The sequence below is a fragment of the Geodermatophilus sp. DSM 44513 genome (assembly GCF_032460525.1).
Lineage (GTDB): Bacteria > Actinomycetota > Actinomycetes > Mycobacteriales > Geodermatophilaceae > Geodermatophilus.
The window spans coordinates 1,912,963-1,932,883 of record NZ_CP135963.1; the positions used below are offsets into that span (position 1 = coordinate 1,912,963).

General features: G+C 76.5%; 17 protein-coding genes. 11 read left to right on the top strand and 6 right to left on the bottom strand.

Going from position 1 to position 19,921, the window contains the following annotated elements:
• Positions 1-138: 138 nt before the first annotated feature.
• The 4 genes from RTG05_RS09305 to aspS all read left to right on the top strand — a co-directional run bounded on the left by RTG05_RS09305 (position 139) and on the right by aspS (position 4,983).
• The gene (locus tag RTG05_RS09305) at positions 139-825 is read left to right on the top strand and encodes an MBL fold metallo-hydrolase (RefSeq protein WP_166528402.1); all 687 of its coding nucleotides are present in this window, start codon (positions 139-141) and stop codon (positions 823-825) included.
• Positions 822-2,084, top strand: coding sequence for a histidine--tRNA ligase (hisS, locus tag RTG05_RS09310; protein WP_166528403.1), 1,263 nt, complete (start codon positions 822-824; stop codon positions 2,082-2,084). Before RTG05_RS09305 ends, hisS begins: the two co-directional genes overlap by 4 nt.
• A gap of 85 nt (positions 2,085-2,169) precedes the next feature.
• Positions 2,170-3,156, top strand: coding sequence for an aldo/keto reductase (locus tag RTG05_RS09315; protein ID WP_315912478.1), 987 nt, complete (start codon positions 2,170-2,172; stop codon positions 3,154-3,156).
• A 51-nt stretch (positions 3,157-3,207) separates the two neighbouring features.
• A complete protein-coding gene (aspS, locus tag RTG05_RS09320; protein WP_166528404.1) occupies positions 3,208-4,983 on the top strand; it encodes an aspartate--tRNA ligase in 1,776 nt (591 codons plus the stop codon).
• 45 nt (positions 4,984-5,028) lie between these two features.
• On the opposite strand, the gene RTG05_RS09325 is transcribed toward aspS, so the two are convergent.
• Both RTG05_RS09325 and RTG05_RS09330 read right to left on the bottom strand, forming a co-directional pair.
• The gene (locus RTG05_RS09325) at positions 5,029-6,351 is read right to left on the bottom strand and encodes an O-antigen ligase family protein (protein ID WP_315912480.1); all 1,323 of its coding nucleotides are present in this window, start codon (positions 6,349-6,351) and stop codon (positions 5,029-5,031) included.
• Positions 6,352-6,545: 194 nt separating this feature from the next.
• Positions 6,546-7,418 (bottom strand): DUF559 domain-containing protein, encoded by an 873-nt coding sequence (locus tag RTG05_RS09330; RefSeq protein ID WP_315912481.1) that lies wholly within the window; start codon positions 7,416-7,418, stop codon positions 6,546-6,548.
• A 178-nt stretch (positions 7,419-7,596) separates the two neighbouring features.
• On the opposite strand from RTG05_RS09330, the gene RTG05_RS09335 reads away from it, so the two are divergent.
• The gene (locus RTG05_RS09335) at positions 7,597-8,679 is read left to right on the top strand and encodes an IS30 family transposase (RefSeq protein WP_396349644.1); all 1,083 of its coding nucleotides are present in this window, start codon (positions 7,597-7,599) and stop codon (positions 8,677-8,679) included.
• A 95-nt stretch (positions 8,680-8,774) separates the two neighbouring features.
• On the opposite strand, the gene RTG05_RS09340 is transcribed toward RTG05_RS09335, so the two are convergent.
• The 4 genes from RTG05_RS09340 to RTG05_RS09355 are packed head-to-tail and all read right to left on the bottom strand — an operon-like array spanning position 8,775 to position 12,375.
• Complete coding sequence (locus RTG05_RS09340; protein ID WP_166528407.1) at positions 8,775-9,635, bottom strand: aldo/keto reductase; 861 nt, start codon at positions 9,633-9,635, stop codon at positions 8,775-8,777.
• Positions 9,608-11,035, bottom strand: a complete 1,428-nt coding sequence (locus tag RTG05_RS09345; RefSeq protein ID WP_315912483.1) for a sensor histidine kinase — start codon at positions 11,033-11,035, stop codon at positions 9,608-9,610. Before RTG05_RS09345 ends, RTG05_RS09340 begins: the two co-directional genes overlap by 28 nt.
• 49 nt (positions 11,036-11,084) lie before the next feature.
• A complete protein-coding gene (locus RTG05_RS09350) occupies positions 11,085-11,789 on the bottom strand; it encodes a response regulator transcription factor (RefSeq protein WP_208104877.1) in 705 nt (234 codons plus the stop codon).
• A 43-nt stretch (positions 11,790-11,832) separates the two neighbouring features.
• Entirely contained in the window at positions 11,833-12,375 is a 543-nt protein-coding gene (locus RTG05_RS09355; protein WP_166528409.1) for a hemophore-related protein, read from the bottom strand.
• Positions 12,376-12,533: 158 nt separating this feature from the next.
• On the opposite strand from RTG05_RS09355, the gene RTG05_RS09360 reads away from it, so the two are divergent.
• From RTG05_RS09360 to mltG, 6 genes are all read left to right on the top strand, one after another.
• Positions 12,534-13,865, top strand: a complete 1,332-nt coding sequence (locus RTG05_RS09360; RefSeq protein ID WP_208104878.1) for a replication-associated recombination protein A — start codon at positions 12,534-12,536, stop codon at positions 13,863-13,865.
• 170 nt (positions 13,866-14,035) lie between these two features.
• On the top strand, positions 14,036-14,461 hold the full coding sequence (locus tag RTG05_RS09365; protein ID WP_166528410.1) for a DUF948 domain-containing protein: 426 nt from the start codon (positions 14,036-14,038) through the stop codon (positions 14,459-14,461).
• Positions 14,461-14,742: a hypothetical protein gene (locus RTG05_RS09370; RefSeq protein ID WP_166528411.1), complete on the top strand. Its 282-nt coding sequence runs from the start codon at positions 14,461-14,463 to the stop codon at positions 14,740-14,742. Before RTG05_RS09365 ends, RTG05_RS09370 begins: the two co-directional genes overlap by 1 nt.
• Positions 14,743-14,802: 60 nt before the next feature.
• On the top strand, positions 14,803-17,487 hold the full coding sequence (gene alaS / locus RTG05_RS09375) for an alanine--tRNA ligase (protein WP_315912484.1): 2,685 nt from the start codon (positions 14,803-14,805) through the stop codon (positions 17,485-17,487).
• 137 nt (positions 17,488-17,624) lie between these two features.
• A complete protein-coding gene (gene ruvX / locus RTG05_RS09380) occupies positions 17,625-18,176 on the top strand; it encodes a Holliday junction resolvase RuvX (protein ID WP_315912485.1) in 552 nt (183 codons plus the stop codon).
• 67 nt (positions 18,177-18,243) lie between these two features.
• Complete coding sequence (gene mltG / locus RTG05_RS09385; RefSeq protein ID WP_315912487.1) at positions 18,244-19,899, top strand: endolytic transglycosylase MltG; 1,656 nt, start codon at positions 18,244-18,246, stop codon at positions 19,897-19,899.
• The last annotated feature ends 22 nt before the right edge of the window (positions 19,900-19,921 follow it).

A 19,921-nucleotide genomic window follows, 5' to 3' on the forward strand; every position in this document is an offset into this window, starting at 1 on the left:
GGACTCCTCCGCGGGGGACGGGTGCTGCGGGGGTCGGTCAGGGCCCCGCCGGTCGGCCTGCCGAGTCTAGGTGGCGGCCCTGACCGTTCCCTGTCAGCGCGTCCGGGGCGGCACCGGGGGCCCGCGTAACCTGCACGGGTGCTCATCCGCTCCTTCCCGGCCGGCGCCTTCGGCACCAACTGCTACGCCGTCGCTCCCGGGCCCCGGCAGGAGTGCGTGGTCGTCGACCCCGGGATGGACGCCGTCGAGCCCCTGGCCCGGCTGCTGGCCGCGGACGGGCTGAAGCCGGTGGCCGTCGTCCTCACCCACGGCCACCTCGACCACACCTTCTCGGTGCTGCCGGTGTGCGACGGCTACGACATCCCCGCCTACCTGCACCCGCGTGACGCCGGCATGCTCGCCGACCCGGCCCGCTGGCACGGCCCGCAGCTGGCGCCGCTGATCACCGGGGTGGCGCTGCCCGACCCCGCGGAGGTCCTGCCGCTGGAGGACGGCGCCGTCCTGTCCCTGGCCGGGGTCGAGCTGACGGTGCGGCACGCGCCGGGGCACACGCAGGGCTCCGTCGTGTTCTCCCTGGACCTAGGGGACGCACCGGGCCTGCTGGCCGGTGACGTGCTGTTCGCGGGCTCGGTCGGCCGGGTGGACCTGCCCGGCGGGTCGTGGGAGGACATGCTGCGCTCGCTGCGCGACGTCGTCCTGCCGCTGGACGACGAGACGGTGGTGCTGCCCGGGCACGGGCCGGCCACGACGGTCGGCCGGGAGCGGGCCACCAACCCGTACCTGGCTCAGGCCGGGGCGGCGGCCCCGAGGGGCCGGGGGCTGTGACCGGTCTCACCGCCCCGAAGGGCACCTTCGACGTCCTGCCGCCGGCCTCCGAGCGGTTCCTCGCCGTCCGCGAGACGCTCACCGCGCCGCTGCGGCGGGCCGGGTACGGCTACGTCGAGACGCCGGTGTTCGAGGAGACCGCCGTCTTCTCCCGCGGGGTCGGGGAGTCCACCGACGTCGTGACCAAGGAGATGTACACCTTCGCCGACCGCGGCGGCCGGTCGCTCACCCTACGCCCGGAGCTCACCGCCGGGCTGATGCGGGCGTTCATCGAGCACCGGCTGCACGCCGGCGCGCTGCCGGTGAAGCTGTGGACGGTCGGTCAGGCGTTCCGCTACGAGCGCCCGCAGGCCGGCCGCTACCGGCACTTCACCCAGGTCGACATGGAGGCCCTCGGCGTCGACGACCCGGCGCTGGACGCCGAGGTGGTGGCGCTGGGCGTGCAGTGTTTCCGCGACCTGGGGCTCACCGACTTCGAGCTGCTGCTGACCTCGCTGGGCGACGCCACCTGCCGGCCGCAGTACCGCGAGCTGCTGGTGGCGTACCTGGACAAGCTGGACCTGGACGAGGACACCCGCCGGCGGGCGGCGATCAACCCGCTGCGGGTGCTGGACGACAAGCGGCCCGAGGTGCAGGCCCAGCTGGACGACGCCCCGCTGATGGTCGACCACCTGTCGGACTCCACCCGGGCGCACTACGACGCCGTCCGCCAGCACCTCACCGACCTCGGCGTGACCTGGACCGAGGCGCCCCGGCTGGTGCGCGGGCTGGACTACTACACCAAGACCACCTTCGAGTTCGTGCACTCCGGGCTGGGCGCGCAGTCGGCGATCGGCGGCGGCGGGCGCTACGACGGGCTGTCCGCGGCGCTCGGCGGCCCCGACGTCTCCGGCATCGGCTACGCAGTCGGCGTCGACCGCACCCTGCTGGCGGTGCAGGCCGAGGGCCTCGACGTGGGTGCCGCGGCCGGCGTGCAGGCGTTCGTCGTCCCGCTGGGCGCCGAGGCCCGGCGGCTCGCCGTCCGCCTGGTCGGTCAGCTGCGGCAGGCCGGCGTCGCCGCCGACACCGTCTACGGCGGCCGCGGGCTCAAGGGCGCGATGAAGGCCGCCGACCGGTCGGGCGCCTCGCACCTGGTCGTCATCGGCGAGCGGGACCTGGCCGAGGGCGTCGGCCAGGTCAAGGACATGCGCACCGGGGAGCAGCGCCCGGTCCCCGTGGGGGAGCTGTTCGAGACGGTGCGTGCGAGTGTGGAGCGGTGACCTCTTCGACCGTGAGAACGACGCCCGAGCGAGCATCGCAGGGAGCGCCAGCGACCGAGGAGCGGAACGAGGGCGGAGTCGAACGATGAGCATGCAGCAGCGGCCGCTGGGCCGGACGGGGGCCGACGTCAGCGTCGTCGGCCTGGGCACCTGGCAGCTGGGCGCGGACTGGGGGGACGTCGACGACGACGCGGCCGCCGCCGTCCTCGACGCGGCGCTGGACGCCGGGGTGACCCTGCTCGACACCGCCGACGTCTACGGCGACGGGCGCTCGGAGGAGCGCATCCGCAAGGCGCTCGCGCCGCGGGCGGAGCGGCCGTTCGTGGCGACCAAGGCCGGCCGCCGCGCCGACCCGTTCACCGCGGAGCAGTACACCCCGGAGAACCTGCGCGCCTGGGTGGACCGCTCCCGCCGCAACCTCGGCGTGGACACCCTGGACCTGGTCCAGCTGCACTGCCCGCCGCCGGCGACCTACGACGACGACCGGGTCTACGACGCCCTGGACGCACTCGTCGCCGACGGCGCGATCGCCGCCTACGGGGTGTCGGTGGAGACGGTCGCCGAGGGGCTGCGCGCCCTGCAGCGGCCGGGCGTGCAGTCGCTGCAGGTCATCCTCAACGTCTTCCGGCGCAAGCCGCTGGAGGAGCTGCTGCCCGCGGCGGTGCAGGCGCAGGTCGGCGTCCTCGCCCGGGTGCCGCTGGCCAGCGGGCTGCTGACCGGCAAGTACGACGAGACGACCACCTTCGCCGCCGACGACCACCGGAACTTCAACCGCAACGGCGAGGCCTTCGACGTCGGGGAGACCTTCTCCGGGGTGCCGTTCGACGTCGGCCTGGCCGCCGCGCGCGAGGTCGCCGAGATCGCCGGGGACGCCCCGACCGCGGCGTTCGCGCTGCGCTGGGTGATCGACCAGCCCGGCGTCACGTCGGTCATCCCCGGCGCCCGCACCGTCGAGCAGGTCCGCGGCAACGTCGCGGCGGCCGCCCTGCCGCCGCTGACCGACACCCAGCTGGCCGACCTCGAGCGGGTCTACGACGAGCAAGTCCGCGCGCACGTCCACGACCGCTGGTAGTCCCCACCCGCTGCGTCGGCGCCCACCCACCACCCCGGAAGGCAACATCCCGTGCTCCGCACCCACGACGCCGGCACGCTGCGCGCGTCCGACGCCGGTTCCCCCGTCACCCTCGCCGGCTGGGTCGCCCGCCGCCGCGACCACGGCGGCGTGGTCTTCGTCGACCTGCGCGACGCCTCCGGCTACGTGCAGGTCGTCGTCCGCGAGGAGGAGGCGCACGCGCTGCGCAACGAGTTCTGCGTGCTGGTCACCGGGGAGGTGCGCCGGCGACCCGAGGGCAACGAGAACCCCGAGCTGCCCACCGGCGAGGTCGAGGTGGCCGCGACCGAGCTGCGGGTGCTCGCGCCGTCCGCGCCGCTGCCCTTCCCGATCGAGACCGACCAGCCGGCCTCCGACGACGTCCGCTACCGGTACCGCTACCTGGACCTGCGCCGGCAGGGCCCCGCCCGGGCGCTGCGGCTGCGGTCGGAGGTCAACCGGGTCGCCCGCGGGGTCATGGCGCAGCACGGCTTCGTCGAGGTCGAGACCCCGACGCTCACCCGCTCCACGCCCGAGGGCGCCCGCGACTTCGTCGTCCCGGTGCGGCTGCAGCCGGGGAAGTGGTACGCGCTGCCGCAGTCCCCGCAGCTGTTCAAGCAGCTGCTGATGATCGGCGGCCTGGAGCGCTACTACCAGATCGCCCGCTGCTTCCGCGACGAGGACTTCCGCGCCGACCGCCAGCCGGAGTTCACCCAGCTGGACTTCGAGATGAGCTTCGTCGAGCGCGACGACGTCCTCGCCGTCGCCGAGGACGTCGTCCGCGCGCTGTGGGCGGAGCTGGCCGGGTACGCAGTGCCGGAGATCCCGCGGATGACCTACCGCGAGGCGATGGACCGGTTCGGGTCGGACAAGCCGGACCTGCGCTTCGGCCTGGAGCTCACCGAGCTGACGTCCTACTTCGCCGGCACCCCGTTCCGCGTCTTCCAGTCGCCCTACGTCGGCGCGGTGGTCATGCCCGGCGGCGGCGCGCAGCCGCGGCGGGCGTTCGACGCCTGGCAGGACTGGGCGCGGTCGCGCGGCGCCAAGGGCCTGGCCTACGTGACCGTCGCCGAGGACGGCACGCTCGGCGGGCCGGTGGCCAAGAACATCTCCGAGGCCGAGCGCGCGGGCCTGGTCGACGCGGTCGGTGCGCGCCCGGGGGACTGCGTCTTCTTCGCCGCCGGCACCCGCCGCACCGCGCAGGAGCTGCTCGGGGCGGCCCGCAACGAGATCGCCCGCCGGCTGGAGCTGATCACCCCCGGCACCTGGTCGTTCCTGTTCGTCGTCGACTTCCCGATGTTCGAGCAGACCGAGGACGGCGACTGGACGTTCATGCACCACCCGTTCACCTCGCCCACGCCCGAGTGGCTGGACCGGTTCGCCGAGGACCGGGCCGGTGCGCTGTCCGACGCCTACGACCTGGTGGTCAACGGCAGCGAGTGCATGAGCGGCTCGGTCCGGATCGCCGACGCCGAGCTGCAGGAGCGGGTGTTCCAGACCCTGGGGATGAGCCGGGAGGAGGCCCGCGAGCGGTTCGGCTTCTTCCTGGAGGCCTTCGCCTACGGCCCGCCGCCGCACGCCGGCGCGGCGCTGGGCTGGGACCGGCTGTGCGCGCTGCTGGCCGGGGTGGACTCCATCCGCGAGGTCATCGGCTTCCCCAAGACCGGTGCCGGCTTCGACCCGCTGACCGGCGCGCCGACGCCGATCACCGACGCGCAGCGCGCGGAGGCCGGCATCGACGCCAAGCCCGAGGAGCCGGCACTGCCCGGCCAGCCGGGCGCCCCGGGGCCGACCGACCCCACCGGCTGAGCGTCGGCCGTCCGTCCCACCCGGCCGTGCCCCCTCCCGCCGTGATCATCGGCGGGTGGCTGCCCCCACCGGCGTGTCGGGCCGCCACCCGCCGATGGTCGACACCCGGGCGGCGTCCTCCGTCTCCCGCGTCTGCACCGCCCCGTCCGCCGGCCGGGACCGCCAGCCGGCCGGCGCGCGGGCGGCGAGGACGGCGAGCACCAGCCACAGCGCGAGGGCGACGCGGCTGTTGTTGGCGGGGTGGTCGGCGGTGCTCATCACCAGGACGCCGACGAGGGCGACCAGGGCCGCGGTGCTGACCGGGTCGCCCCGACGGGCGGCGGCCGCACCGGTGACCACGGCCGCGACGGTGAGCAGGCCGATGGCCAGCAGGCCGGGCACGCCGGTCTCCACCAGCCAGTTCAGCCACAGGTTGTGGGCGTGCGCGTACTCCAGCGGCCCGTCGCCCGCGGCGTTGACGGCGTCACCGGCCCGGCCCAGGCCGACGCCCAGCAGCGGGTGCTCGGCGGCCACGGCCAGGGCCGGCTGCCAGGCCAGGTTGCGCACCTGCACCGACGCCGCGACCGCCGACCCGAGGGCGAAGACCGCGGCCAGGGCGGCCAGCGCGAGCACCGGCGCGGCGAGGACCGCCCGGCCCCCGCGCCGGCGCCCCACGGCACGGGCCGCCACGAGGACCACCGCGCCCAGCGCGGCGCCCAGCACCGCGGCCCGGGACGCCGAGGTCACCAGGCCCAGGTAGCCGACGCCGACCAGCGCCACGACCACCGCCCGGCCGGCGCGCTCGCGCAGCCCGTCGAGGGTCAGCACCGCCAACGGGGCGACGAGCAGCACGAAGGCCGCCATCACGTTGGGGTTGGCGAAGGTGCCCGTGGTCCGGGGCCACGTCGACGGTCCGCAGGGCGCGTCGGCGAAGGCCGCCGTCCGGCAGCCGAACGGTGCCAGGCCGTCGTCGAGCTGCCCGAGGGCGGTGACGGCGACCAGCACCAGGCCGGCCAGCGCGGCCAGCGCCACCCCCCGCACCGCACCCGGCTCCCGGCGGAGCAGCCCGACCACCAGGTAGTAGGTGGCGACCAGGGTCAGGAGGGCCCGCAGCGGGGCGGACGGGTGCTGCCCGAGCACCGTCGTGGCGGTGGCGGCGAGCACTAGCAGGACGATCGGCACGTCGAGCCGGGTGCGCAGGTCGCGCCAGCGGGTCCCGGCCACGAGCAGGCCCAGCAGGCCCGCGGCGACGACCAGCCGTCCGGCGGTCAGCCAGGCGACCAGGCCGTCGGCGGGCAGCACGCCGGCCGCCGCGTCGACCAGCAGCACCGCGACGGCCAGCGCGGCCAGCACCAGACCGGAGGAGGTGACGGAGGCGCGGGGACTCACCCGCCCGACGGTCACGGACCCGGGTGTCCTCCCGGCCAACAGCGGGCGAGGGGAGCGTGCTGTCGGGCCGGCACCGGTGTGCCGTCGCGGACGGTGCGCCGTCGACCTCGGGCGCGGCCACTGCACGCCGGCCGGCCGTGATCATCGGCGGGTGGCTGCCCGCGTCGGCGTGTCGGACCACCACCCGCCGACGCTCAACCCGCGCCGGGGCGCCAGCCCCGGCTGCGCAGGGTCCGGCGGGTGCGGTCGACGACGACCGTGGGCGACTCCGCGTGGCGCGCGGCGAAGCGGAGCACCGACCAGCCGTCGGCCGCCATCAGGGAGTACCGGTCGACGTCCCTGCCGAACTGCTCCCGATCCGCGTGCTGCCGGCCCTCGTACTCCAGCAGCACCCGCCACTGCGCGTAGCCGAGGTCCCCGTGGGCCACGACCCGGCCCTCCCGGTCCCGCACCTCGACCTGCGGCTGCGGGTCGGGCAGGTCGCTGGTCAGCAGCCAGTACCGCACCAGGCTCTCCGGCCGGGACATCGACCGCGGGGACAGCAGCGGCGCGCACGCCCGCGCCCGGACGACGCCGCGTACGCGGTCGGCCCGGTCCAGTCGCCGCCCCAGATCGGCGGCCGGCAGGTGACCGGCGCGCATCAGAGCGTCGCCGACCGCGACCAGCTCGTGCGCGGGCAGCCCGGCAGCCAGGTCGAGGAACGTCTGCGGCCCGGAGGTCAGTCGCAGCCCTCGGTGCCGGACGACGTCCTCGGCGGCGAGCCGGCGGGCGTGCACGACCAGCTCGGCGCGCTGGGGCAGCACCCGCCGCGGCGTCAGGACGACGTGCGGCCGCCGGGGGAGGTCGAGGTGGGCACCCAGCACGGCGGCCGCGGTGCCGTGGGCGAACGCGGCGTCCGCGGGGAGGACGGAGGCCAGCACCGCGAGCCGCTCCACCTCGTCGACCGCGTCGTCCAGGAGCGCGTAGAGGTCGTGGGCCAGCCGGAGGAAGCGGGGACCCCGCAGCTGGGCGCGGGTGAGCCCAGCGGCGCGGGCCGAGGTGACGGTGTACGTCTCGGGCAGGGACACCCGGCCGACCCTGGGTGACCGGCGGGCACCCGCCCCGTCCCGGCGGGGATCTATGGACGGGCGGGCTGGGTGTGGAGGGCCCGCGCACCGCCGTGATCATCGGCAGGTGGCTGCCCGACACGCAGGTGTAGTCATTCGGTTGTTGCAACGCCCCTTCGATGGTGGTGGTGATGGCCGGATGCCGGGACGTCGGTTGGACGTAGGTGAGCGCCTGCAGATCGAGGCGCTGTGGCGAGCGGGCCAGGAGATCCCGCAGATCGCAGTGTTGACCGGCCGGCATCGGTCGACGGTGTGGCGGGAGCTGCAGCGCAACCACTCCTATCGGCATGGTCACAAGAACCCGGCCGGACGCAGCACGGCCCGCCCGGCCGGGCGGGGCGGGCTGTACCGGTGGGGCTATCTGGCCGGCCGCGCTCAGGAACGGGCAGCCGCCCGGGCGCGGCGGCCCAAGCCGGCCAAGCTGGGACCGGGCACGGCCCTGCGGGCGGAGGTGCTCCAGCGGCTGCGGCAACGGCACTCACCGCGCCAGATCGCCCACGGCCTGCCCCGGGAGCATCCGGGCGCGGCAGGCTGGGCCGTGTCGCACGAGACGATCTACCAGGCCATCTACGTCCAAGGCCGGGGCAGCCTGCGCGCCGAGCTGGCCGACCAGGTGGCGCTGCGCTCCGGACGCGCCCATCGCCGCGCGCGCCGGATACCCGGTGGGGCGGTGCGCTCGGCGCGGGCCTGGGCCACCCCGCAGTTCCACCTCTCCGCCCGCCCCGCCGAGGCCGCCGACCGGGCCGTGCCCGGCCACTGGGAAGGTGACCTGGTCATCGGCGCGCGCGGCGCTTCGGCGATCGTCACCCTCGTGGAGCGCTCCACCCGCTACGTGATGCTCGGCGCGCTCCCCGGCGGCCGCGCCTCCGAGGCCGTCATCGACGTCCTGTCCACCCTCGCCCAGCGCCTCCCGCAACACCTGCTGCGCTCGCTGGCCTGGGACCTGGGCCCGGAGCTGGCCGGCCACGCCGGCTTCACTGTGGCCACCGGCTGCCCGGTGTTCTTCTGCGACCCGCACTCACCCTGGCAGCGCGGCAGCAACGAGAACACCAACGGCTTGCTCCGCCAGTACTTCCCCCGCTCGACCACCGACTTGCGCACCTGGACCCAAGAGGCCCTCGACGACGTCGCCGCCGAACTCAACGGCCGCCCCCGCGAAACCCTCGGCTGGCACACTCCCGCCGAGAAGCTCAACGAGCTCCTCGTTGCAACAGCCGCTTGAAGGCGCCGCAGACGGGGACAGCCACCTGCGGATGATCACGGCCGCAGGGAGGCCGCAGGGAGGCCGCAGGGAGGCGGCAGGGTGGCGTGGGGCCCTCAGGCGGCGTCGAGGCGGGCCAGCTGCTCCGGGGTCAGCTCGACGCCGGTCGCGGCCGCGGAGTCCTGGATCGACGCCGCCCGCGACGCCCCCGGGATCGGGACGACGACGTCGGCCTGCGCCAGGTGCCAGGCCAGCGTGACCCGGTACACCGACACGCCCAGCTCGTCGGCGACCCGGGCGAACGCCGGCGCGGCCGAGCCCAGCGACCCCGCCGACGACACCCCGCCGAACGGGCTCCACGGGATGAACGCCAGCCCGTGCCCGGCGCAGTGCGCGAGCTCACCGGCCGAGGAGCGCCACCCCGGCGAGAACTGGTTCTGCACGCTCACCAGCGCCGGGCCCACGATCGAGCGGGCGACGTCGATCTGCGCCACGTCGGCGTTGGAGATGCCCGCCCGCTGCACCAGCCCGTCGTCGACGAGCTGCCGCAGCGCGCCCATCGACTCCTCCCACGGCGTCGCGGGGTCGGGGCGGTGGTACTGGTAGAGGCCGATCGCGTCGACGCCGAGGCGCCGCAGCGACGCCTCGCACGCCGTCCGCAGGTAGCCGGGGGAGCCGTCGAGCTCCCAGTCGGTGCCGCGCCGGGTGTGCCCGCCCTTGGTGGCCACCAGCACCGAGGAGGTGTCCCCGCCGTAGGAGGCCAGGGCCGCGGCGACCAGCTCCTCGTTGTGGCCGAACTCCGACTCGTCGAGCGCGTATGCGTCGGCGGTGTCGATGAGCGTCACGCCGGCGTCCAGGGCGGCGTGCACCACCGCGTGGGCTTCGTCCGGCGCGGGGCGGTCCTCCTTGGTCGACAGGGGCATCGCCCCCAGGCCGATGGCGCTGACGGTCAGGTCTCCGATGCGTCGCTGCTGCACGGGGTCTGTCGTGCCCCGCCCGCGGCCGCGCAACCGTGCGGCCACGGTCCGTCGACGGGGTGGCCGCCGGGCAGCTCCAGCACGGCCCGGGACCCGCCCAGGGGGCCCTCCTCGAGCCAGGCGCGCCCGCCGTGCAGGCCCGCCTGCTGAGCGACCAGCGCCAGGCCCAGGCCGGAGCCGGGGGCGGTCGCCGCCCGCCCCCGGTGGAAGCGGGCGAACACCTGCTCCCGCTCGTCGGGCGGCAGCCCCGCACCGTCGTCGTCCACCACGAGCCGCACCCGGTCGGGCCCGGCGACGACGGAGAGCTCGACGCGGCTGCCGCCGGCGTGCCGCAGGGCGTTGGCGAGCAGGTTGTCCACGGCGAGCCGCAGACCGGCGGTCCAGCCGGGGACGGTGACCTCGCCGGCCGGCAGGCGCACGTCGACGGTCACGCCGGGCGGGGCGGAGCGGCGGGCGGCGGCCACCGCCTGCGCGGCGAGGTCGGTGAGCTCGACCGGCGCGCGGTCCCGCCCCCCGGCCAGCTCGCCGGCGGCCAGGTGCGACAGCGCGATCAGCGTCTCCTCCAGCCGGGCCTGGCTGCCGCGCAGCTCGGCGAGCACCTCGGCGCGCTGGTCCGCGGGCAGGTCGGGGTGGCCGGCCAGCACCTCCAGGTCGGTCCGCATCGCGGTCAGCGGCGTGCGCAGCTCGTGCCCGGCGGCGGCGGCGAAGTCCCGCGCGGCCTGCAGCGCCCGGGCCTCCTCGGCCCGGGCCCGCTCGACGCGGTCGAGCAGGTGCTGCACCGCCTCGACCAGGTCGGCGGTCTCGGCGGTCCGCCCCACCGGCCCGTCGGCCAGGGCCGCCCGCTCGGCTTGCGTGGGAGCGGGTCCGAGGGCGGCCGTCCGGTGCCGCAGCAGCCGCAGCGGCCGGGTCGCCGGACCGGCCAGCAGCCAGCCCAGCCCGGCCGCGGCCGTGGCGGCCAGTGCCGTCAGCAGCGCCGCCGCCCGGCGGAACCCGGCGAGCGTGCGGTCGGTCGCGTCCCGCGCGAACCCGACGGTCAGCACGCCGCCGGCCGGCAGCGCCACGGTCCGCACCCGGTAGTCCCGGCCGTCCACGACGACGCTCCCGGACGTCGGTGGCAGTGCCGGCGCCGCGGCAGCCGGCCCGGCGGTGCGGACGCCGCCGTCGGCCGGCCGGACCGTGAGGACCAGACCGTCGGCGAGCGCGCGCACCGCGGCCGGCCGCAGCTCGGCCTCGAGCGCGGTGCCGGCGCCGGGGCCGGCCAGCCGGCCCCCCACCGCCTCGGCCACCAGGTCCAGGCGCCGGTCGAGCGCGGCCACCTCGCGGCGGCCGAGCAGCGTGGTCACCACGGCCGCCACCACCAGCGCGACCACGACCGCACCCACGGCGGCCGCGAGCGCCACCCGACTGCGCAGCGACCGGGTCCCCGGGCGCCGGCGACCGGCCGGCCGGTCACCCACCGGGACCGGCCGGTGCCTCGAGCCGGAACCCGATCCCGCGGACGGTGTGCACCAGCCGCGGGGTCCCGCCGGCCTCCAGCTTGCGCCGCAGCTGGCTGACGAAGACGTCGACCACGTTGGTGTCGACGGCGAAGTCGTACCCCCAGACCAGCTCCAGGAGCCGTTCGCGGCTCAGGACCAGGCCGGCGTTGCGCGCGAGCGTCTCGGCCAGGTCGAACTCGCGGCGGGTGAGCTCCACCGGGACGCCCGCCACCGAGGCCGTGCGCCGGGCCGGGTCGACGACCAGCGGCCCGACGCTCAGCCCCCCGGACGGCGCGGCGGGCACCCGGCGCAGCAGCGCGCGCAGGCGGGCCACCAGCTCGGTGAGCGCGAACGGCTTGACCAGGTAGTCGTCGGCGCCGGCGGCCAGGCCGGTCACCCGGTCGTCGACGCTCGTGCGGGCGCTGAGCATGCACACCGGGGTGGGCACGCCCCGCCGCCGCAGCGTGTCGACCACCCGGATGCCGTCCCGCCCGGGCAGGCCGACGTCGAGCACGATGCAGTCGGGCGCGCGGTCCTCGACGGCGCGCAGCGCGGCCTCGCCGTCCGCCGCGAGCCGCACCCGGAAACCGGACAGGCGCAGGCCGCGGTCCAGGGAGACCCGGATGTCCTCGTCGTCGTCGACGACGAGGACGTCCGGCGGCGGCTCGGGGTCCACGGTGCCGATGATCGCGGCTGGGGCGGCGCGTGCGGGCCCGTGCTCAGCCGCCGGGCCGGCACGCCGCGCGGTGCAGGTGCGCCGCCCGGGCGAGATCCCGCAGCTCGGCCCGCACCTCGGGGTGCTCGGCCGCGTGCTCGCGCACCAGCTGCCGGCGCTCGCCCACCGGCGTGTCGCGGAGCTCCTCGAGCAGGGCGGCGAGCTCGGGGTGGCCGGCCAGCGCGTCGACGACCCGGCGGACGACGCCGGACCGGGTGCCGTCCCAGCGGAGCACGTCCTCCCGGACCTCCGCGCGCAGCTCCTCGACGGCGGCGGAGACGTCGGGGTGCTCCTCGAGGTACGCGGCCCACTGCGCGGACCGCTCCGTGGCCGGCAGGTGCCGCAGCTCCTGGAGGACGGCGGCGACCTCGGGGTGGTCGAGCAGGAGGTCGACGGCGGCCCGCCGGTCGTCGAGCCAGGGGCAGGTCGCCGGGACGTGACCGGTGCCGGCCGCCCCGGTGCCGGCGGCGGCCGTGGCGGGGACGCCGATCGCCAGCACGGCGGTCAGGCCCGCGCCGGCCAGGGCGGAGAGGGTGCTGATGGGCATGGGGTCCTCCGGTGGACGAGGTGTTCAGGACACCTCGCAGCCTGGGGACCCGGTGTGCGGGGACTCTCAGGCGATCATGAGGAGATCCTGAGGGCCGGGCCGACCCCGCCGTCCTCGCCGACCGGGGCCGTCGTGCCGCGCGGGTAGCGTCGGTACCCGTGAGTTCGCTGTTCGACGAGCCGGTGGCGGACGGCGGCACCGTCGACCCGGGGGCGCCGCTGGCGGTGCGGATGCGGCCCCGCTCGCTGGACGAGGTCGTCGGCCAGACCCACCTGCTGGGGCCCCGGGCACCGCTGCGCCGGCTGGTGGAGGCCGACGAGCCCATGTCGCTGGTCCTCTACGGCCCGCCGGGCACCGGCAAGACCACGCTCGCGCACGTCGTCTCCCTGGCCACCGCGCGCCAGTTCGTCCAGCTCTCCGCCCTCGACTCCGGGGTCAAGGAGGTCCGCGCGGTCATCGCGGGCGCCAGGCGGGAGCTGACGTACGGCGGCCGGCGCACCGTGCTGTTCATCGACGAGGTGCACCGGTTCTCCAAGACCCAGCAGGACAGCCTGCTCTCGGCGGTCGAGGACCGGATCGTCAGCCTGGTCGCCGCCACCACCGAGAACCCGTACTTCTCCGTGGTGAGCCCGCTGCTGTCCCGCTCCCTGGTGCTGGCGCTGCAGCCGCTGGACGACGACGACGTCCGCGCCGTGCTGCACCGCGCGCTGACCAGCGACCGCGGCCTGGCCGGTGCGGTCACCCTCACCGCCGAGGCCGAAGAGCACCTCGTGCGCATCGCCGGCGGCGACGCGCGCAAGGCGCTGACCGCGCTGGAGTCCGGCGCCGGGGCGGCGCGGGCGGCCGGCGGCGACGTGCTGAACCTGGCCACCCTGGAGACGGCGGTGGCCCAGGCCGCAGTGCGCTACGACCGGTCCGGCGACCAGCACTACGACGTCGCCAGCGCGCTGATCAAGTCCATCCGCGGCAGCGACGTCGACGCCGCGCTGCACTACCTGGCGCGCATGGTCGAGGCCGGGGAGGACCCGCGCTTCATCGCCCGCCGCCTGGTCATCGCCGCCAGCGAGGACGTCGGCATGGCCGACCCGACGGCGCTGCAGACCGCGGTGGCCGCCGCCGACGCGGTCGCCTTCATCGGCATGCCCGCGGGCCACTTCCCCCTGGCGCAGGCCGTCGTCCACCTGGCCACCGCGCCGAAGTCGAACGCGGTCACCGTGGCGATCGGCGAGTCCGTGGCCGACGTCCGCGCCGGGCGGGCCGGCCCGGTGCCGCCCGGCCTGCGCGACGCCCACTACGCCGGTGCCAGGCAGCTCGGGCACGGCGGCACCTACGCCTACCCGCACGACTCCCCCGAGGGGATCGTGCCGCAGCAGTACCCGCCCGACGCCCTGGTCGGGCGGGACTACTACCGGCCCACCGGCCGGGGCGCGGAGGCCACGATCGGCGCCCGGCTGGCGAAGCTGCGCGCGATCGTCCGACGCAGGCGGTGAGCCCCGGCGGGGCACGGACGGCTGCCGGGGGCCCCGACTACTGTGACCCCGCCGGGCCGACGCCCGCCGGCGGCGACCGGCGGAGCGCCCACGGACGCCGGGTGACGGCCGCGCCGCCGCAGACGGCGCGGGCCGTCGGGTCAACACAGTCGAGCAACCAGGAGGACCGGGTGTCCGCAGGAGAGTGGGCCGGACTGATCGCAGCGCTGGCGCTGGTGCTGCTGGTGGCGCTGGTCGCCGTCCCGATCCTCAAGCTGGGTCGCACGCTGGACGAGGCGACCCTGACCATCCGGCAGGCGCGGGAGCAGAGCGGCCCGATCCTCAGCCAGGCCTCCACGACGGTGGCGCACGTCAACAGCAACCTGGAGCGGGTCGACGACATCACCGGCAACGCCGCGAACGTCTCCAGCAACGTCGCCGCCCTGACCAGCGTCGTGGCGGCCACCCTGGGCAGCCCGCTGATCAAGGTGGCCGCGTTCAGCTACGGCGTGCGCAGCGCGGCCCGCAAGAAGCGCGAGGGCCAGGCGATCGCCGACGCCGCCGCCCGGGACAAGGCCGAGCGCCGCGCGCGCCGCACCGCCCGGCGGGCCGCCTGATGCGCCGGCTGTTCTGGCTGGCCATGGGCATCACCATCGGCGCCCTCGTCGTCCGCAAGCTGACCGCGGCCGCCGAGCGGATCACCCCCGCCGGCATCGGCGGCTCGATCGCCGAGGGCCTGCGCGACCTGGCCGAGGCCATCGGCGACTTCGGCGCCGACGTGCGCGCCGCGATGGCCGAGCGGGAGGTGGAGCTGCGGGCCGGCACCGGCCTGGACGCCCCGCTGCCCGAGGCCGCCCCGGTCCCGCTGCCCGGCCGGCACAGCGCCACCGGCGGCTGACCCCCCTCGGGGGACGACGCCACACCAGACGACCCGAGCCTCCCCGACCGCGAGTAGGACATGCAGACCGCCGAGATCCGCCGCCGCTTCCTGGAGCACTTCGCCGCCCGCGGGCACACCGTCGTCCCGAGTGCCTCGCTGGTCTCCCCGGACCCGTCCCTGCTGTTCACCGTGGCCGGCATGGTGCCGTTCATCCCCTACCTGACCGGCCGGGAGCCCGCGCCCTACCCGCGGGCGGCCAGCGTGCAGAAGTGCGTGCGCACCCTCGACATCGAGGAGGTGGGCAAGACCACCCGCCACGGCACGTTCTTCCAGATGAACGGCAACTTCTCCTTCGGCGACTACTTCAAGGCCGAGGCGATCCAGTTCGCCTGGGAGTTGGTCACCAAGCGGGTGCAGGACGGCGGGCTGGGCCTGGATCCCGAACGGATCTGGCCCACCGTCTACCTCGACGACGACGAGGCCTTCGACGCCTGGCGGGCCTACGTCCCGGCGGAGCGCATCCAGCGGCGCGGCATGGAGGACAACTACTGGTCCACCGGCGCCCCCGGCCCGGCCGGGCCCTGCTCGGAGATCCACTACGACCGCGGGCCGGACTACGGCCCCGGAGGTGGTCCGGAGGCCGATCCGACCGGCGACCGCTACCTGGAGATCTGGAACCTGGTCTTCATGCAGTACGAGCGGGGAGCGGGGGAGGGCAAGGACTTCCCGATCCTCGGTGAGCTGCCGAAGAAGAACATCGACACCGGCCTGGGCCTGGAGCGGGTGGCCTTCCTGCTGCAGGGCGTCGACAACATGTACGAGATCGACGAGGTGGCGCCGGTGCTGCGCCGCGCCGCCGAGCTCGCCGGTGTCCGGTACGGCGCCGACCACGACTCCGACGTCCGGCTGCGGGTGGTCGCCGACCACGTGCGCAGCGGGCTGATGCTCATCGGCGACGGCGTCACGCCCGGCAACGAGGGCCGCGGCTACATCCTGCGCCGGCTGTTGCGCCGCGCCGTCCGCTCGATGCGGCTGCTCGGCGTCGAGCAGGCCAGCCTGCCGGAGCTGCTGCCGGTGTCCAGGGACGCGATGAAGGCCAGCTACCCGGAGCTGGAGACGGACTTCGCGCGCATCTCCGCCGTGGCCTACGCCGAAGAGGAGGCCTTCCGCCGCACGCTGACCTCCGGGACGGCGCTGTTCGACACCGCGGTGCGGGCGGCCAGGGCCGCCGGGACGCCGGCGCTGTCCGGCGAGCAGGCGTTCGCGCTGCACGACACCTACGGCTTCCCGATCGACGTGACCCTGGAGATGGCCGCCGAGCAGGGGGTGGGCGTCGACGAGGCCGGCTTCCGCGCGCTCATGCAGCAGCAGCGCGACCGGGCCCGCGCCGACGCGCGCGCCAAGCGCACCGGGTCGGTCGACGTCCTGGCCTACCGCCGGCTGCTGGCCGACCACGGCCCCACCGACTGGCGGGCCTACGACACGCTGCGCACCGACTCCCGCGTCCTCGGCCTGGTCTCGGAGCTGACCGCCGAGGACGACGGCCCCGGCGCGCCGGCCGGTCCCGGCCAGGTCACCCGGGTGGTGCTGGACCGCACGCCGTTCTACGCCGAGTCCGGCGGGCAGGTCGCCGACGCCGGGCACCTGGTCTGGGACGGCGGGCGGGCCGAGGTGCTCGACGTGCAGCGCCCGGTCCGGGGCCTGGTCGCCCACCAGGTGCGGGTGCTGGAGGGGGAGCTGGCCGAGGGGGTGCCGCTGGTCGCCGAGGTCGACCGGGAGTGGCGGCTGTCGGCCTGCCAGGCGCACTCGGGCACCCACGTGGTGCACGCCGCGCTGCGCCAGGTGCTCGGGCCGCAGGCGCTCCAGTCCGGCTCCTACAACCGGCCCGGCTACCTGCGGCTGGACTTCGCCTGGCAGGGCGCGCTCACCCCCCAGCAGCGGCACGACATCGAGGACGTCGCCAACGCCGCCGTCCGCGCCGACCACCGCGTGCGGGCCAGCTACATGACGCTGCCCGAGGCCCAGGCGATCGGCGCGCTGGCGCTGTTCGGCGAGACCTACGGCGAGCAGGTCCGCGTCGTGGAGATCGGCGGGCCCTGGTCCCGGGAGCTGTGCGGCGGCACGCACGTGGCCGGCAGCGCCCAGATCGGCACGCTGGCGCTGACCGGGGAGTCCTCGGTCGGCTCCGGCTCGCGCCGGGTGGAGGCCGTCGTCGGCCTGGAGGGCTTCCGGTACCTGGCCCGCGAGCGCGACCTGGTCCGCCAGCTCGGCGAGCTGCTCCGCACCCCCACCGACGACGTCCTCGAGCGGGTCAGCGGCATGCTCGCCCGGCTGCGCGACGTCGACAAGGAGCTCGCCGAGCTGCGCGCCCAGCAGGCCGTGGCCGCGGCCGGGGAGCTCGCCGCCGGGGCCCGCGACGTCGGCGGGGTCGCCCTGGTCACCGGCGCGCCGGGTGGCCTGGGTGGCGGGGACCTGCGCACCCTGGCCCTCGACGTCCGGGGGCGGTTGCCCGGCGACCGGCCGGCCGTGGTCTTGCTCGCGTCCGAGTCGGGGGGCAAGGTGGCCCTCGTGGCGGCCCTCAACCCGGTCGCCCAGGAGCGCGGGCTGTCCGCCAGCGACGTGCTGCGGGCGGCCGCGCCGCCGGTCGGTGGACGCGGCGGCGGCAGGCCAGACGTGGCCCAGGGGGGCGGCACCGACCCCGCGGGCATCCCAGCGGCCCTGGCGGCCGGCGAACAGGCGGTCGCGACCGCCGCAGGGAGGTGAGCGGAGTGCCCGACCAGCACCCCGACCAGACCGGACCGGCGGGCGAGCGCCCCATGCAGGGGCGCCCGGCCGTCCCGCCCGCGCGGCCCCACCGCCGGGCCCAACCAGAGAGCCGTCCGCAGCCGCAGCGGGAACCGGTGCACCACCGCACCGAGCAGATCGACCTGCGCGGCGCCCTGCCCCCGGTGCGGCACGAGACCGCCCAGATCGACCTGTCCGGCGGGCTGGCCGGTGGCCTGCCGATCCCGCCCCGGCCCCGGCGGCAGGGCCGCCGACTGGGGGTCGACGTCGGCAGCGTGCGCGTCGGCGTGGCGCTGTCCGACCCCACCGGCACCCTCGCCAGCCCGCTGGAGACGGTGCAGCGGGCCCGGGACGAGTCCGACCTGGACCGCATCGCCGCCCTCGTGGCCGAACACGAGGTGACAGAGGTGATCGTGGGGGAGCCGAGGCACCTCTCGGGTGCGTCGGGCGCCTCGGCCAAGGAGGCCCGTGCCTACTCTCGGGCGCTCGCCGGGCGCATCGACCCGGTCCCCGTCCACCTCGTCGACGAGAGGCTCTCCACCGTGAGCGCAGCCAGCTCCCTCCGGGCCAACGGCCTGGACAGCCGACAGCAGCGTGGGGTGATCGACCAGGCCGCGGCGGTGGTCGTGCTCCAGGCCTATCTGGACGCCCAGCGGGAGCGCCCGTGACGGGCCCCGCCGGCCGGCGCGGGGGCGTGCCGGTGCCACGAGCCGTGGACGTCGGCGAGGAGGCGGCGTGAGCAACCCGACCCCGCCCGGCCGGCGGGGTCGGCACACCGCGCCGGAGGCCCCCGGTGGCGTGCCCAGCGCCGCCTGGCTGGCCTCGATGCCCAGTCGCCCGCCCGGTGAGGACGCCTGGGCGCCGGCGCCCACGCCGCGCCGCCGGCGGCCCGACCCCGGCGTGACCGGGCCGCTGCCCGGCCCCGTCGCCCAGGCCGGGGACCCCGCGCGGCAGCGACCGCCGCACCCCTCGGAACCGCTGCCGGACCTGCCGCCGCGCCCCTCCGGGCCCTGGTCGAAGCTGTCCCGCCGGACCGACGAGCACCAGGACCCGCACGACGACGACGCCACGGTGGGTGTCCCCGAGGTCCCCGCCGTCCCCGGCCCGGTCGGCACCGACCCGCACGGCGGGCGTCCCCACGCCGGCGGCGACCCGCACGACAACGACCCACACCACGGCGACCCGCACCACGGCGACCCGCACGGCTGGGACGACGAGGACGCCACCGGCGGGCTGGAGGTGCTCGGCGCCTCCGGTGGCGCCGACCGCGGACGCGACCGGCACCACGACCACCTCCACGACGACCTGGGCGGTGGCCCCGGCGACCCCCCCGGCGGCTCCGTCCGACCGCGGCGCCGGCGCCGCCCACTCGCCGTCCTGCTCACCCTGCTCGTCCTCGCCGGCGTCATCGGCGGCATCGTCCTCGGCGGCCGGGCGCTCCTCGGCCTGGTCAACCCGGCCAGCCCGGACTACACCGGCCAGGGCAGCGGTGCCGTCGAGGTGCGCGTCGACTCCGGCGACACGCTCAGCGACATCGCCCGCACGCTCGTCGCCGAGGACGTCATCGCCTCCGCCGGCCCCTTCGTCGAGGCCGCCGAGACCCAGCCCGCCGCCACCGGCATCCAGCCCGGGGTCTACGCGCTGCGCTCGCAGATGAGCGGCGAGGCCGCCCTGGACCTGCTGCTGGACCCCGCCGCCCGCCAGGTCACCCGGGTCACCGTGCGCGAGGGGCTCACCGTGGCGGCCACCCTGCAGCTGGTCGCCGACGAGACCGGCACGCCCCTGGCCGACCTGCAGGCCGCGGCGGCCGACCCCGCCGCGCTCGGCCTGCCGGCCTACGCCGGCGGGCAGCTCGAGGGCCTGCTGTTCCCGGCGACCTACGAGGTCGAGCCCGGCGACACCCCCGCCGACGTGCTCGGCGCCATGGTGGCCCGCGCCGACCAGGCCCTCGACGGGCTGCAGGTGCCCGAGGCCGACCGCCGAACCGTGCTCACCAAGGCCAGCATCGTGCAGGCCGAGGCCGCCTCGGCCGAGGACATGGCCCGGGTGGCCCGCGTGCTGGAGAACCGGCTCGCCGACGGCATGGCGTTGCAGCTGGACACCACGGTCAACTACGCCACCGGCAAGTCCGGCATCACCACGACACCCGAGGACCGCGCCAACCCCTCGCCGTACAACACCTACCTCTATCCCGGGCTGCCGCCCGGCCCGATCGCCAACCCCGGCGAGCAGGCCATCGCGGCGGTGCTCGACCCGGCCGAGGGGGACTGGCGGTTCTTCGTCGTCGTCGACCCCGACACCGGCGAGACCCGCTTCGCGCGCACCGCGGAGGAGCACCAGCAGAACGTGCTGCTGTTCCAGCAGTGGCTGCGCGAGCAGCCCGGCGGGTGAGGACCGGCCGCAGGGGTGGGCG

Excerpts from the sequence above, each read along its gene's own strand:
- alaS (WP_315912484.1), top strand. The coding sequence starts at position 14,803 with ATGCAGACCGCCGAGATCCGCCGCCGCTTCCTGGAGCACTTCGCCGCC.
- RTG05_RS09355 (WP_166528409.1), bottom strand. The coding sequence starts at position 12,375 with ATGCCCATCAGCACCCTCTCCGCCCTGGCCGGCGCGGGCCTGACCGCC.
- RTG05_RS09315 (WP_315912478.1), top strand. The coding sequence starts at position 2,170 with ATGAGCATGCAGCAGCGGCCGCTGGGCCGGACGGGGGCCGACGTCAGC.
- RTG05_RS09335 (WP_396349644.1), top strand. The coding sequence starts at position 7,597 with ATGCCGGGACGTCGGTTGGACGTAGGTGAGCGCCTGCAGATCGAGGCG.
- RTG05_RS09370 (WP_166528411.1), top strand. The coding sequence starts at position 14,461 with ATGCGCCGGCTGTTCTGGCTGGCCATGGGCATCACCATCGGCGCCCTC.